This is a genomic window from Mesorhizobium sp., from assembly GCF_004963255.1.
In the GTDB taxonomy this organism is placed as follows: domain Bacteria; phylum Pseudomonadota; class Alphaproteobacteria; order Rhizobiales; family Rhizobiaceae; genus Mesorhizobium.
This window is the reverse complement of sequence record NZ_SUGA01000002.1, coordinates 169,782-184,130: the sequence shown is the minus strand read 5'-3', so window position 1 is coordinate 184,130 and position 14,349 is coordinate 169,782. Positions and strand designations below refer to the sequence as shown.

General features: G+C 63.3%; 9 protein-coding genes. 6 read left to right on the top strand and 3 right to left on the bottom strand.

Annotated elements, in window-relative coordinates; all coding sequences use genetic code 11:
• Positions 1-123: 123 nt before the first annotated feature.
• Complete coding sequence (locus E5X34_RS03745; RefSeq protein WP_245519474.1) at positions 124-654, top strand: TetR/AcrR family transcriptional regulator; 531 nt, start codon at positions 124-126, stop codon at positions 652-654.
• Positions 655-767: 113 nt separating this feature from the next.
• Positions 768-1,586: an alpha/beta hydrolase gene (locus E5X34_RS03740; protein ID WP_292561198.1), complete on the top strand. Its 819-nt coding sequence runs from the start codon at positions 768-770 to the stop codon at positions 1,584-1,586.
• A 265-nt stretch (positions 1,587-1,851) separates the two neighbouring features.
• Here E5X34_RS03740 and galU read toward each other — a convergent pair whose 3' ends face one another.
• Entirely contained in the window at positions 1,852-2,757 is a 906-nt protein-coding gene (gene galU, locus E5X34_RS03735) for a UTP--glucose-1-phosphate uridylyltransferase GalU (protein WP_292561195.1), read from the bottom strand.
• Positions 2,758-2,996: 239 nt separating this feature from the next.
• Here galU and E5X34_RS03730 point away from each other — a divergent pair, with 239 nt between their 5' ends.
• The 3 genes from E5X34_RS03730 (at position 2,997) to E5X34_RS03720 (ending at position 6,145) form a co-directional block, all read left to right on the top strand.
• Positions 2,997-4,217 (top strand): lytic murein transglycosylase, encoded by a 1,221-nt coding sequence (locus E5X34_RS03730; RefSeq protein ID WP_292561192.1) that lies wholly within the window; start codon positions 2,997-2,999, stop codon positions 4,215-4,217.
• A 222-nt stretch (positions 4,218-4,439) separates the two neighbouring features.
• Complete coding sequence (locus E5X34_RS03725) at positions 4,440-5,654, top strand: DUF459 domain-containing protein (RefSeq protein WP_292561190.1); 1,215 nt, start codon at positions 4,440-4,442, stop codon at positions 5,652-5,654.
• 83 nt (positions 5,655-5,737) lie between these two features.
• Positions 5,738-6,145, top strand: a complete 408-nt coding sequence (locus E5X34_RS03720; RefSeq protein ID WP_292561187.1) for an MAPEG family protein — start codon at positions 5,738-5,740, stop codon at positions 6,143-6,145.
• A gap of 259 nt (positions 6,146-6,404) precedes the next feature.
• On the opposite strand, the gene E5X34_RS03715 is transcribed toward E5X34_RS03720, so the two are convergent.
• Both E5X34_RS03715 and gltB read right to left on the bottom strand, forming a co-directional pair.
• On the bottom strand, positions 6,405-7,859 hold the full coding sequence (locus E5X34_RS03715; RefSeq protein WP_292561183.1) for a glutamate synthase subunit beta: 1,455 nt from the start codon (positions 7,857-7,859) through the stop codon (positions 6,405-6,407).
• Between the two features lie 190 nt (positions 7,860-8,049).
• Positions 8,050-12,786 carry a glutamate synthase large subunit gene (gltB, locus tag E5X34_RS03710; protein ID WP_292561180.1) on the bottom strand — a complete coding sequence of 1,579 codons (4,737 nt, stop codon included), beginning with the start codon at positions 12,784-12,786 and terminating at the stop codon, positions 8,050-8,052.
• Positions 12,787-13,276: 490 nt separating this feature from the next.
• On the opposite strand from gltB, the gene E5X34_RS03705 reads away from it, so the two are divergent.
• Positions 13,277-14,326 (top strand): low specificity L-threonine aldolase, encoded by a 1,050-nt coding sequence (locus E5X34_RS03705; RefSeq protein WP_292561177.1) that lies wholly within the window; start codon positions 13,277-13,279, stop codon positions 14,324-14,326.
• Positions 14,327-14,349 lie beyond the last annotated feature (23 nt).

Here is a 14,349-nt window from a genome sequence, read left to right as displayed (position 1 = left end):
TGAGCACCGATAGTGCCAAAAAAACGCTTGACTATAATAAGACGACCGGTCATATATTAACCCATGCCTAGACCAGCCAATCCCGAAACGCGATCGCGCCTCCTGGAAAAAGGGGGAGACCTTGTGAGCACCCGCGGCTTCAACGCCACCGGCGTGCAGGAGATCACCGCGGCAGCCGGCGTGCCCAAGGGTTCGTTCTATAATTACTTCGACAGCAAGGAAGCCTTCGCCGTCGCGGTACTGACCGAATATTGGGAGGCGGTTGTCGCTGAGTTTGGGGCCATTTTGAATCAAGGCCAAACGCCGCCCTTGTCGCGCATCACGCGCTATTTCGCCGGGCTTGCCGAGTTTCACGAGCGCCGCCGCTATGCGGTCGGCTGCCTGATCGGGAATATGGCGCTGGAGGTCACGCCGACGAGCGAGGATGTGCGGATCAAGCTTGCGGCGATCTATCGCGAGTGGTCGGCCGCGCTTGCCTCATGCCTGCGGGAGGCGCAGGAGAATGGGGAATTGTCGGCCGGAAAGGATCCAGGGCAGCTTGCCGTCGCGCTGATCGACACGTTCGAAGGGGCGGTCATGCGGGCCAAGGTCGAACGTAGCCGGGCGCCCTTCGACAGCTTCGAGCGCTTTGTTTTGCCCTCTTTGCTGACTTAAGCATTTTGGGCAATTAATAGACGACTGGTCATCTTAAGTCACTGGATCATCGCTGGAACGCCGCGCCAGCGAGCGATGACTCTCATCCGCGGCCAATCGAAAGGAACTGAACAATGCCTACGATCACCACTACAGACGGCGTGAACATCTTCTACAAGGACTGGGGCTCAGGTGAGCCGATCGTCTTCAGCCACGGTTGGCCACTGACAGCGGACGACTGGGATGCCCAGATGACGTTCTTCCTTCATCACGGGTATCGGGTGATCGCCCACGACCGGCGCGGCCACGGCCGGTCCGACCAGCCCAGCACCGGCAACGACATGGACCACTGGGTTGCCGACCTCGCGGCCCTGACTGAACACCTCAACCTGCGCGACGCGATCCATATCGGGCACTCGACAGGTGGCGGTGAGGTGGCGCGCTATGTCGCTCGCCACCAGGAGCGCGTCGCGAAGGCGGTGCTGGTCGCTTCACTGACGCCGAACATGTACCGAAGCGAGGACAACCCGGCCGGTCAACCGCCGGAGTGGTTCGAAGCGATCCGGGCAGGCGTGCTGGCCAACCGGGCGGAGTTCTACCGTTTCGTTCCTGAGAATCCGTTCTACGGCTACAACCTAGATGGGGCCAAGCCTTCGGAGGCAATCATTGCGAACTGGTGGCGCCAAGGCATGGCCGGCGGTGCCCTCGCTCACTACGCGACTGTCGACTCCTGGCTCGAAGACTATACCGAAGACCTCAAGAAGATCACCGTGCCGGTGCTGGTGATGCACGGCGAGGCCGATCAAGTCGTCCCGTTCGCAAGTTCAGTGCCGCGTGCGGTCAACCTGCTGAAGAACGGGTCGCTGAAGACTTATCCCGGCTATCCCCACGGCATGCTCACCACGCATGCGGATGTCCTCAACCCCGACCTGCTCTCGTTCATCAGGTCTTGACGACATCTCTCGTCCATCATCGTCTATGGTAAACATTTCGGGTTGTGAATTGAGGAGGGTTTGGGTTTCGGCGTCGTGACGAAGGAACGAACAAGAAGCTCAAACCCTCTTCGAAAATTCGTCGGCCAAGGCCCCTATCGAAGCAGCGGCCCTCGCGTCATTGCGAAGCCTTGAGTCCACTCCGTCGTCGGCCTCGCGCCCTGCTCCCTGCCGGCCCCAAGGGGCGCTCGGGGCTACGGTGGTATGCGGAATTTGCCCACACCTCCTAGAAAGCGACCCCGCGGCGCTCCACCGGCCGCACCTCGTCCAGCAGCGTGCGGATGACGCCGGCCATGCTTGCGTTCATGTCGCTGCGCCACAGCGCGAAGGCGACATTGGCCTCGACGAACCCTTCCGGCGAGCCGCAGTCGAAGGTGCGGCCCTTATAGTGATAGCCGTAGAAGGGCTGCTTCTTCTCCAGCTTCAGCATCGCGTCGGTCAGCTGGATCTCGTTGCCGGCGCCGCGTTCCTGGCTTTCCAGGATGCCGAAGATTTCCGGCTGCAGGATGTAGCGGCCGTTGATGTAAAGATTGGAGGGCGCGGTGCCCTGCTTCGGCTTCTCCACCATGCCGGTGATGCGGAAGCCGTGATGCGTGTCCTCGCCGCGCCCGACAATGCCGTATTTATGCGCTTCCGCTGGATCGCATTCCTGCACGGCGATGATGTTGTTGCCGGTCTCCTCATAAAGCTCGACCATGCCCTTCATGCAGCTCTTTTCCGACTGCATGATCATGTCCGGCAGCAGCAGCGCGAAGGGCTCGTCGCCGACCAGCTCGCGAGCGCACCAGACGGCGTGGCCGAGGCCCATCGGCACCTGCTGGCGCGTGAAGCTCGTCTGTCCAGGCGCCGGCTGCAGCCGCTGCAGGCGGGCGAGCTGGTCGTCCTTGCCGCGCTGGGCGAGCGTGTCGTAGAGCTCGAACTGGACGTCGAAATGGTCCTCGATGACCGCCTTGTTGCGCCCGGTCACGAAGATGAAATGCTCGATGCCGGCCTCGCGCGCCTCGTCGACCACATATTGGATGACAGGCCGGTCGACGACGGTCAGCATTTCCTTCGGGATGGCCTTGGTGGCCGGAAGGAACCGCGTGCCGAGGCCGGCGACCGGGAAAACTGCCTTGCGAACGCGCTTCATGCTGACACCCCTGCTTTTCGGCCAATTATCCGCGAGGCGGCACGCTCCGCAATCCCCCCAAACATTTTCACGCCGGAATCATTTTGGCGCCGGAATGTTGGGCTATCGAACGTCCAGGTCGAATGTGAGAGCTAAAAGCCGCGACACCTCTTTTCGTTCCCGGCGGCACCTATGGTAAACTAAATACTAACCCGGTTCGGCGTTGAATGATCCTTCCTGATTTGACGAAGGAGGAAATGATGTCCGTTCGCAACCCCGCGCGGCGCCTGACGGCACTGGCGACCGCAGCCGGCCTCACGCTGGCCCTGCTGATGCCCGCCGGACCCGCTTTCGCCGATGCCGGGTTCCGCCAGTGGGTCGCGGGCTTCCGCGCCACCGCTGTGGCGGGCGGCGTTTCGGGGGCTGTCTACGATCAGTCCATGCGAGGCATCGAGCCCGATCCGGTCGTGTTGGAAAAGGCCCGCACCCAGCCGGAATTCACTGCCCCCGCCTGGGATTATTTCGACAACCGCGTGCACGACCAGGCGGTCGCCAACGGCCAGGCGATGGCGAAGAAATGGAAGCCGTGGCTCGATCGCATCGAGGCGCGGTTCGGTGTCGACCGCAATATCCTGCTGGCGATCTGGTCGATGGAATCCAACTACGGCGAGATCCTCAAGCGCGACGACATCATGCGCAATGTCATCCGTTCGCTTTCCACCCTCGCCTATGGCGACGCGAAGCGCTCGAAATATGCCCGCACGCAGTTGATCGCGGCGCTGAAGATCCTGCAGACCGGCGACATCGACGAGAGCCATCTGATGGGTTCCTGGGCCGGCGCGATGGGCCAGACCCAGTTCATCCCGACCAGCTATCAGCGCTATGCCGTCGACATGGACGGCAACGGCAGGCGCGATATCTGGAACTCGATTCCCGACGCGCTGGCGACTTCCGCCAATCTGCTCAAGAAGAACGGCTGGCAGGCCGGCAAGACCTGGGGCTATGAGGTCACCATACCGGCCGGCAAGCTGCCCGGGGGCGCCAAGACGATCGCGCAGTGGCAGGCGCTCGGCGTCGTTAGAGCCAGCGGCAAGCCGTTCAAGAATCTGAGCGACAAGGCGACGCTGAAAGTGCCGGACGGCCGGGGCGGCCCCGCCTTCCTGATGATCAGAAACTTCTCGGTCATCAAGGCCTACAACAATGCCGACAAATACGCTTTGGCCGTCGGGCTTCTCGCCGACGAGATCGCCGGCGGCTCGGGCCTTGTGCAGGACTGGCAGCGGCCTTTCACGAAGCTCAGCTTCGAGGAGCGGCAGGAGCTGCAGAAGCGGCTTTCCGAGCACGGCTATTACGACGGCAAGTTCGACGGCAAGATCGGCGACGGCTCGAAGGCCGCCATCATGGCCTACCAGGCAAAGGTCGGCCTGACCCAGGATGGCTATCCGAGCCTGGAAGTGCTCAAATGGCTCCGCAAGCGGTAGCAGAGCCGCTCTAATGCATGTCGCCCAAAAGTGCGCAGCGGTTTTGGGGGAACGACATGCATCAAAACAAAGACTTAAAGCGCGTCGACTGAATCCATTTCAGCGCGACGCGCTTTAGGGCGCCAGGCATCCTTTCGAAGACGGCAAGGATGCGGTAGCGCTTCGGCTTGCGCATGACTTTCCCGCGTCTGCCCGGTCATGCGCCAAGGGATGGAGAGGTGTTTGGTTTTGGTCGCGCGTATCAGGCAGGGCATTCGCCGGGCGCCGATTCTGATTCTTGCCCTTGCCGTGCTTGTCGTCACCGCCGCCGGCGCTTTCCACGCCCCTGCGTTCGCGCAGGAGGAAAGCCGCGGCTGGTCGCTGCGCGACCTTCTGTTTCCGCGCCGCAGCGAACGCATCGAGCCGCCCATCGAAGTCCAGCCAAGGCCGAAGCCGAAGAAGAAGCCCAAGCCACGCCCGCCGGCGGAGCCCGAAACGCCGATCGTCGAGAAGACCAGCGACGCTCGCGTCGTTCTGGTGGTCGGCGATTTTCTGGCGGGCGGCCTGGCCGAAGGCCTGGACACGGCCTTTGCCGACAATCCCGCCGTCAGGATCGTCGCTCGCTCCAACGGTTCCTCCGGCTTCGTTCGCGACGACGTCTACAATTGGCCAGCCCAGATAAAATCGCTGATCGAGACCGAGAAACCGGCGGCCGTGATCGTCATGCTGGGTTCCAACGACCGGCAGCAGATGAAGGTCGGCGACGTGCGCGAGCAGCCGCGTTCGGAGAACTGGACCAAGGAATATGAGCGCCGCACCGATGCGCTCGGCAAGGCTCTTCAGGAGACCAAGGTGCCGTTCCTGTGGGTCGGCATGCCGGCTTTCGGCGTGTCGAAGATGAACTCCGACATGCTCGCCTTCAACGACATTTATCACTCGGCCGCCCAAAGCCACGGCGGCGAGTTCGTCGATGTCTGGGACGGCTTCGTCGACGAGAACGGCGCTTTCGTCACTTCCGGCCCCGACATCAACGGCCAGCCGGTGCGCCTGCGTTCCGACGACGGCATCAACGTCACCAAGGCCGGCAAGCGCAAGCTCGCCTTCTATACGGAAAAGCCCCTGGCCAAGATCCTCGGATTGGCGGCGCCGGGAAGCATCACGACCGTGTCGGCGCCGGCCGGCGCTCCGGTCGAGGCGCCCAAGCCGGCCGCCGCGCCCGTCATCGTCGACCGCACCGCGCCGATGCTGCTCGGCGACCCGGCGCTCGACGGCGGCACCGAACTGCTGGGTGCCGCGCAGCCGGCCAAGGCCGATCCGAATCTGCCCGGCGAGAAGCTGATCCTGGAAGGCAAGGCTCCCGCGGCCTCGCCCGGCCGCGCCGACGATTTTTCCTGGCCGCCGAAGAAACAGCCCGCGGCGGCGACTGCCGAGCCAGGCTCGACCCTTGCAACTCCTTGATTCACGCGTCGCGGCAGCAATTTCGCGCCCAGCCGAACAATGGCATTATCAGATTTTGGCCGAGTTCAAAGGCGGGGGTGAATATGTCGGCAACAGCTTATTCCTTGCTCGGGTTCGTAACCTGGTCTCTTTTATTGCTTATATGGATGGAGATCCTGCGCATCCATCTTGTGGTGAGCGGCCGCGTCCCTGCGAATGGTTTCGCACCGGACAATTCCGGTCTCTCGCCCTTCTTGCGGCGGCTGGCGCGCGCCCACGCCAATTGCATAGAAGGCCTTCCGATATTCGGAGGTCTCATGGCCTTGGCAATGATGAGTTCGCGCGCCCCGATCACTGATCCGCTCGCATATTGGCTTCTCGGCGCGCGGCTCCTGCAGTCAGTCATCCATCTGGCGTCGACAAGCCCGACTGCCGTCAAAGCTCGATTCTCGGCATTCGCGGTCCAGATGGCCATCGGCCTATATTGGGCAATAAAGCTGCTGACCAGCTAGGGCGCCTCACCGCTCTATGCGAACGGGCGAACGCTCTAGCCTGTTCTCTTCTAGGCAATGCCGAACGGAAGGCCATGGCGAGGTCGCATAGCCTAAATTTAACCGTTCATAGTCTCGTTCGAACTGACCGTGACGGTGGCTCGTCAGCCACAGATCGCGCTTCAGCGCGGCAGCACCGTCGATCCCATCAGCGTACGTGAGCACCGGAAGCGCAGAAAACGCCATCAGCTGGCCGCAGGAGTAGAATTTCTAAACGGTCTCAGCGCGGCAGCACCGTCGATCCCATCAGCGCCTCGTCGATCGAGCGCGCCGCCTGACGGCCCTCGCGGATCGCCCAGACCACCAGCGACTGGCCACGGCGCACGTCGCCCGCCGCATAGAGCTTGTCGACGCTGGTCCTGTAGTCGCGATCATTGGCCTCGACATTCCGCGAGCGGCGGCTGTCGGTGACGACCTTGATCTTGCCGTCCAATTCTTTCATCAGGCTGTCGCCCGCCGGCCCGGCAAAGCCGATGGCGATGAAGGCGAGATCGGCGCGGATGACGAACTCGGTGCCGGCGATCGGCTTGCGCTTCTCATCCACCTCGCAGCAGCGCACGCCGGTCAACTGGCCTTCCTCGCCGATGAATTCGAGCGTCGCCACCTGGAATTCGCGCTCGGCGCCCTCGGCCTGCGAGGAGGACGTGCGCATCTTGGTCGCCCAATAGGGCCATACGGAGAGCTTGTCTTCCTTCTCCGGCGGCTGCGGACGGATGTCGAGCTGCGTCACGCGCACCGCGCCCTGGCGGAAGGCGGTGCCGATGCAGTCGGACGCGGTGTCGCCGCCGCCGACCACCACGACATGCTGGCCGCCGGCGATGATCGGGTGTGAGGGCCAGGCCACCGACTGGATAGGCTCGCCGCCGACGCGGCGGTTCTGCTGCACCAGATAGGGCATGGCGTCGTAGACGCCGCTGAGATCGGCCCCCGGAATGCCGGCCGGACGCGGTGTTTCCGAGCCGCCGCAATAGAGCACCGCGTCGAACTCCTCGATGAGGTCGGCCACCTTCATGTCGACGCCGACATTGACGCCGCAATGGAAGGTCACGCCCTCGCCCTGCATCTGCTCGATGCGCCGGTCGATATAGTGCTTCTCGATCTTGAAGTCGGGGATGCCGTAGCGCATGAGGCCGCCGGGGCGGCTTTCGCGCTCATAGACATGCACGTCGTGCCCGGCGCGGCCGAGCTGCTGGGCGGCCGCCATGCCGGACGGTCCGGAGCCGATGACGGCAACCCGCTTGCCGGTCTTCTTCTCCGGCGGATAGGGCCGGATATGGCCGGTCTCATACGCCTTGTCGGCGATCGCCTGCTCGACCGTCTTGATGGCGACCGGAATGTCCTCGAGGTTCAGCGTGCAGGCCTCCTCGCAGGGCGCCGGGCAGATGCGGCCGGTGAATTCCGGGAAATTGTTGGTCGAATGCAGGTTGCGGATCGCGCTGTCCCAGTCGCCATTGTAGACGAGGTCGTTCCAGTCCGGGATCTGGTTGTGGATCGGGCAGCCGGTCGGCCCATGGCAGAACGGAATGCCGCAATCCATGCAGCGCGCGGCCTGTTTCTCGACCTCCTTGTCCGACATCGGCAGCGTGAATTCGCGGAAATGCCGGATGCGGTCGGAGGCAGGCTGGTACTTGTGCACCTGCCGGTCGATCTCGAGGAAGCCTGTTACCTTGCCCATAGTCCAGTCCCTGCTGTCCGAAGGCACGCTTTTGTCGCGCACCCGTTAACCCCATAAGGCCGCCATGGCAACCGCACCTTGCTGGAGCATGACCTTCGCCGAGTTCCCACGTTGCGGGTCATGCTCTCGGGGTCAGGATTGTTGGTGAGGATGCCGGCCGGAAAGTCATCTTTCCGGCCATGCCCGATGCTTATTCCGCCGCCACGCTCATGCGCATGCGTTCCATCTCGATCAGGGCGCGGCGATACTCCACCGGCATGATCTTGCGGAATTTCGGCCGGAAGTTCTGCCAGTCGTCCAGTATCTCGCGGCCGCGCACCGAGCCGGTGTAATGCACGTGGTTCGAGATCAGCTGGTAGAGCCGTTCCTCATCATGGCTGGTCATGTCGCCCGACACGTCGACGCGGCCCTTATGGTCGAGGTCGCCGCCGTGATGGAGGAGCTTCTCCATCAAATCGTCCTCTTCCGGGACCGGCTCCAGCTCGACCATCGCCATGTTGCAGCGTTCGGCGAAATCGCCCTTCTCGTCCAGCACATAGGCGACGCCGCCCGACATGCCGGCCGCGAAGTTGCGCCCTGTCTTGCCGAGCACGACGACGATGCCGCCGGTCATGTATTCGCAGCCATGGTCGCCGACACCCTCGACGACGGCCGCCACGCCGGAATTGCGCACGGCGAAACGCTCGCCGGCGACACCGGCGAAATAAGCCTCGCCCTCGGTGGCGCCGTAAAGCACCGTGTTGCCGACGATGATCGAGTCGGCAGCCACGATCTTGGCCTCGTCCGGCGGGCGGATGACGATGCGGCCGCCCGACAGGCCCTTGCCGACATAGTCGTTGCCGGCGCCGACCAGCTCGAACGAAACGCCCCGCGCGAGAAACGCGCCGAAGGACTGGCCGGCCGTGCCGGTGAGCTTCACCTGGATCGTGTCTTCCCGAAGGCCCTTGTGCTTGAAGCGCTTGGCGACCTCGCCCGACAGCATCGCGCCGGTAGAGCGGTCGACATTGCGGATCGGCAGCTCGATGGTGACGGGCTGCCTGGCTTCGAGCGCCGGCTTCGCCAGCTCGATCAGCTTGCGGTCGAGCACGTCGTCGATCGGATGCTTCTGCCGCTCGGTCCAGTGCAGCGCCTCATGCGGCGCGTCGGGCTTGAAGAACATCTTCGAGAAGTCGAGCCCGCGCGCCTTCCAGTGCTGGATCACGTCGCGCTTTTCCAGGAGGTCGCTGTCGCCGATGATCTGGTCGAGATGGGTGAAGCCCATTTCGGCGAGCAATGCACGCACCTCTTCCGCCACGTAGAAGAAGAAGTTGATGACATGCTCAGGCGTGCCCTTGAAGCGCTTGCGCAGCACCGGATCCTGCGTCGCCACGCCCACCGGGCAGGTGTTGAGATGGCACTTGCGCATCATGATGCAGCCCGCCGCGATCAGCGGCGCGGTCGAGAAGCCGAACTCGTCGGCGCCGAGCAGCGCGCCGATGATGACGTCGCGCCCGGTGCGCAGGCCGCCGTCGACCTGCAGCGCGACTCTGCTGCGCAACCCGTTGAGCACCAGCGTCTGATGCGTCTCGGCAAGGCCCATTTCCCACGGGCTGCCGGCATGCTTGAGCGAGGTCAGCGGCGAAGCGCCGGTGCCGCCATCATAGCCGGAGATGGTGATGTGGTCGGCGCGCGCCTTGGCGACGCCCGCCGCGACCGTGCCGACGCCGACTTCCGACACCAGCTTGACCGAGACATCGGCCGCCGGATTGACGTTCTTCAGGTCGTAGATCAGCTGCGCCAGATCCTCGATCGAATAGATGTCGTGATGCGGCGGCGGCGAGATCAGGCCGACGCCGGGCGTCGAGTGCCTGACCTTGGCGATGGTGGCGTCGACCTTGTGACCAGGCAACTGGCCGCCCTCGCCGGGCTTGGCGCCTTGCGCCACCTTGATCTGCATGACGTCGGAATTGACCAGGTACTCCGCCGTGACGCCGAACCGTCCCGAGGCGACCTGCTTGATCGCCGAGCGTTCCGGGTTCTTGCCGCCGCCGGGCAGCGGCAGGTAGCGGTCGGCCTCTTCGCCACCTTCGCCGGTGTTCGACTTGCCGCCGATCTGGTTCATGGCGCGCGCCAGCGTGGTGTGCGCCTCGCGTGAGATCGATCCGAACGACATCGCCCCGGTCGAGAAGCGCTTCACGATCTCGGCCGCCGGCATGACATCCTCGATCGCAACCTTCTTGCGGCCGGTTTCTTCGGCTGTTCTGATCTTGAACAGGCCGCGGATGGTTTGTGCCCGCGCGGTCGCGCTGTCGATCTGCGCCGAATACTCCTTGAACGTGTCCCAGGAGCCCTGGCGCACGGCATGCTGCAAGGTAGCGACCGCATCCGGCGACCACATATGCGCCTCGCCGCGCATGCGGAACATGTATTCGCCGCCGACCTCCAGGCTGTTGCGCAGCACCGGATCGCTGCCGAAGGCGTCCGCATGGCGGCTGAGCGTCTCGGCGGCGACCTCGTCCAGGCCGACGCCTTCGATCAGCGTCGCGGTGCCGGTGAAATACTTCTCGACGAAATCGGACTTCAACCCGATCGCGTCGAAGATCTGCGCGCCGCAATAGGACTGGTAGGTAGAGATGCCCATTTTGGACATCACCTTGAGGATGCCCTTGCCGATCGACTTGATGTAGCGCGAAACCACCTCGTATTCGTCGACCTCAGCCGGCAGTTCGCCGCGCTTGTGCATATCGAGCAGCGTGTCGAAGGCAAGATAAGGGTTGATCGCCTCGGCGCCATAGCCGGCGAGGCAGCAGAAATGATGCACCTCGCGCGGCTCGCCGGATTCGACGACGAGACCGACTGACGTGCGCAACCCCTTGCGGATCAGGTGGTGGTGCACCGCCGCCGTGGCCAGAAGGGCTGGAATGGCGATGCGGTCGGGCCCGACCTGACGGTCCGACAGGATGATGATGTTGTAGCCGCCGGCGACCGCCGCCTCCGCGCGCTCGCAGAGCCGGTCGATGGCGCCTTGCATGCCCGCGGCGCCCTCGTTCGAGCCGTAGGTGATGTCGATCGTCTTGGTGTCGAAACGATCCTCGGTGTGGCCGATGGAGCGGATCTTTTCGAGATCGCCATTGGTCAGGATCGGCTGGCGCACCTCGAGCCGCTTGCGGCGCGACGTGCCGACCAAATCAAAGATGTTCGGCCGCGGCCCGATGAAGGACACCAGGCTCATCACCAGTTCCTCGCGGATCGGGTCGATCGGCGGGTTGGTGACCTGCGCGAAATTCTGCTTGAAATAGGTGTAGAGCAGCTTCGACTTGTCCGACATGGCCGAGATCGGTGTGTCGGTGCCCATCGAGCCCACAGCTTCCTGGCCGGTGGTCGCCATCGGCGCCATCAGAAGCTTGGTGTCTTCCTGCGTGTAGCCGAAGGACTGCTGGCGGTCGAGCAGGCTGACATCCTTGCGCAGCGCGCGCGGCTCGACCGGCTTGAGGTCTTCCAGGATCAACTGCGTGTTGGCGAGCCAGGTCTTGTAGGGATGCCTGGTCGCGATCTCCGACTTGATCTCCTCGTCGGAAACGATGCGGCCCTTGGCAAGATCGATCAAAAGCATGCGGCCGGGCTGCAGCCGCCACTTCTGCACGATCTTTTCCTCCGGCACCGGCAGCGCGCCGGCTTCCGACGCCATGATGACGCGGTCGTCGTCGGTGACGATGTAGCGCGCCGGGCGCAAGCCGTTGCGGTCGAGCGTGGCGCCGATCTGGCGGCCATCGGTGAACACCACCGCCGCCGGCCCGTCCCACGGCTCCATCAGTGCCGCATGGTACTCGTAGAAAGCCTTGCGGTCGGCGTCCATGAGCTTGTTGCCGGCCCAGGCTTCCGGGATCAGCATCATCATGGCGTGGGTGAGCGAATAGCCGCCCTGGAACAGGAACTCGAGCGCGTTGTCGAAGCACGCCGTGTCCGACTGGCCCTCATAGGAGATCGGCCAGAGCTTCGAGATGTTGTTGCCAAACAGCTCGGAATCGACCGAGGCCTGGCGCGCCGCCATCCAGTTGTTGTTGCCGCGCACCGTGTTGATCTCGCCATTATGCGCGACCATGCGATAGGGATGCGCCAGCTTCCACGACGGGAAGGTGTTGGTCGAGAAGCGCTGGTGAACGAGGATCAGCGCCGTTTCGAAGCGCGGATCCTTGAGATCCTTGTAATAGGCGCCGACCTGGTAGGCCAGGAACATGCCCTTGTAGACGACGGTGCGCGCCGACAGCGACACGCAATAGGCACCGATGTCCTTGTTGTCGTTCTCGGCATAGATGCGGCCCGAGATCACCTTGCGCAGCAAATAGAGCCGCGCCTCATATTCCTCGTCATCCGGGATGTCGGCCGTACGGCCAATGAACACCTGCCGGTGGAACGGCTCCGAGGCCACGATATTGGGCGCCTTCGACAGCGACGAATTGTCGACCGGCACGTCGCGGAAGCCGATCAGCGGCAGCCCTTCCGACTGTGCCGATTCGGCGATGATCTCCTCGATATGGGCGCGAAGCGCCGCGTCCTGCGGCATGAACCAATGGCCGACGCCATATTGGCCGGCCGGAGGCAGCTCGACGCCCTTGGCGGCCATTTCCTCGCGGAAGAAAGCGTCCGGGATCTGAACCAGCACGCCGGCGCCGTCGCCGACCAGCGGGTCGGCGCCGACGGCGCCGCGATGGGTGAGGTTTTCCAGCATCGCCAGACCGTCCTCGACGATCCGGTGCGACTTCACGCCCTTCATGTTGGCGATGAAGCCGACGCCGCAGGCGTCATGCTCGTTGCGCGGATCGTAGAGGCCCTGCGCGGTCATGCCGTTGGCAGTTCGCAGCTCTTTGGCCAGGACGGTATTTTTAACGGCTGCCGCTTTCGTCTGCGCGGCCTGGCCGTAGATCGCAGATGGCGTCAGTTCCGTCATCGTCCTATCCTCCGTTCTCCACCTTGGCCCCGACTGTCTCAGGGCGCTGGTTTGCCTTGGGGAGCATAGGGCTTCCCCTTGATCCTTGCTGCACGTCTCGCGAAATTCATCGAACCATACGGCTATACGCCCGGTTCGCATCCGGTATCGTACAGGCCAGAGCCGGGCCGTCTACCCGCCGCTCGCGACAATGGCCGGAATGGCAGCAATGATACGCCAGTCCAGCCTGTTTTGTGCGACAAAATAAGACAGCACTACTGTCCTAAATTTTTTATGGCAGAAATCAGGGACCTATACAAGACCGATTCACAAAAAACTTGGACGTGACGCGACACAAAATTTCGTGACGAACACTGGAAACGCAAGCTTTGGTCCGGGCTTTCAAGGCGATGCGCTGGCTTCACCGCTTTGCCGGCGATTGGCCCTTGCGCTTCTCCCGCCGAAGCGGTCAAGTCCCGCCGCTTCTGGCAATCACGATACGGACCTCTCGATGTTCTTTGCTTCCGACAACTGGGCGGGCGTCCATTCGAATATCGCTGCCGGGCTGTCGGCCAATGCCGGCGGCTTTTCGACCGCTTATGGCGATGGCGAACTTGACCGCGCGGTCTACCGGCAGTTCAGCGAGATTTTCGAACGCGAGGTCGCGGTGTTCTTCGTTGCCACCGGCACCGCGGCCAACGCGCTTTCGCTGGCTGCCTATGGGAGACCCGGCGGCATTTCCTTTGCGCATCGCGAGTCGCACGTCATTGAGGACGAATGCGGCGCGCCCGAATATTTCAGTAGCGGCTCGCGCCTCCATGCAGTCGATGGCGCGCTGGGCAAGATGGAACCCCACAACCTTGAACGGGTAATCGCCCGCTTCGCTCCCAACATCGTTCATTGGGGACGCCCGACAGCAATCTCGATTACTCAGTCGACCGAAGTCGGCACGGTCTATGGGCTAGACGATATTTGCGCGATTTCGCAGATTGCAAAGCGGTATTCCTTGCCGCTGCATATGGACGGCGCCCGTTTTGCCAACGCGCTGGTGGCGCTTGAGACAACGCCCGCCGAAATGACCTGGAAGCGCGGCGTCGATATCGTTTCCTTCGGCGGCACGAAAAACGGGTGCTGGTGCGCCGAGGCGATAGTGCTGTTCGATCTCGATCTTGCCAAGGAGATGGCTTTCCTGCGCAAGCGGGCCGCGCAGCTGTTTTCCAAGTCGCGCTTCATCGCCGCCCAGTTCGACGCCTACTTCAAGGATGGACTGTGGCTGGACATCGCCCGCCACGCCAATGCCATGGCCGCGCGCCTGGCGGCGGCGATCGAGGACTCGGCAACCGCCAAGCTGGCCTGGCTGCCGCAGGCGAACGAGGTGTTCGCGGTGATGAAGAAGACCGACGCCGAAAAGCTGCAGACCGCGGGCGCAACGTTCTATGACTGGCATAAGCCGCATAGCTTCGACGGCCATATCGGCGAGGACGAATTGCTCTATCGCTTCGTCACCAGCTTCGCCACGACGGCCAACGAAGTCGACCGTTTTGGCCAACTGATTGCGTGAACTGCAGCAATCGGGGACCAACC

Coding starts and splice junctions, on each gene's coding strand:
- E5X34_RS03740 (WP_292561198.1), top strand. CDS start 768: ATGCCTACGATCACCACTACAGACGGCGTGAACATCTTCTACAAGGAC.
- galU (WP_292561195.1), bottom strand. CDS start 2,757: ATGAAGCGCGTTCGCAAGGCAGTTTTCCCGGTCGCCGGCCTCGGCACG.
- E5X34_RS03730 (WP_292561192.1), top strand. CDS start 2,997: ATGTCCGTTCGCAACCCCGCGCGGCGCCTGACGGCACTGGCGACCGCA.
- E5X34_RS03720 (WP_292561187.1), top strand. CDS start 5,738: ATGTCGGCAACAGCTTATTCCTTGCTCGGGTTCGTAACCTGGTCTCTT.
- E5X34_RS03715 (WP_292561183.1), bottom strand. CDS start 7,859: ATGGGCAAGGTAACAGGCTTCCTCGAGATCGACCGGCAGGTGCACAAG.
- gltB (WP_292561180.1), bottom strand. CDS start 12,786: ATGACGGAACTGACGCCATCTGCGATCTACGGCCAGGCCGCGCAGACG.
- E5X34_RS03705 (WP_292561177.1), top strand. CDS start 13,277: ATGTTCTTTGCTTCCGACAACTGGGCGGGCGTCCATTCGAATATCGCT.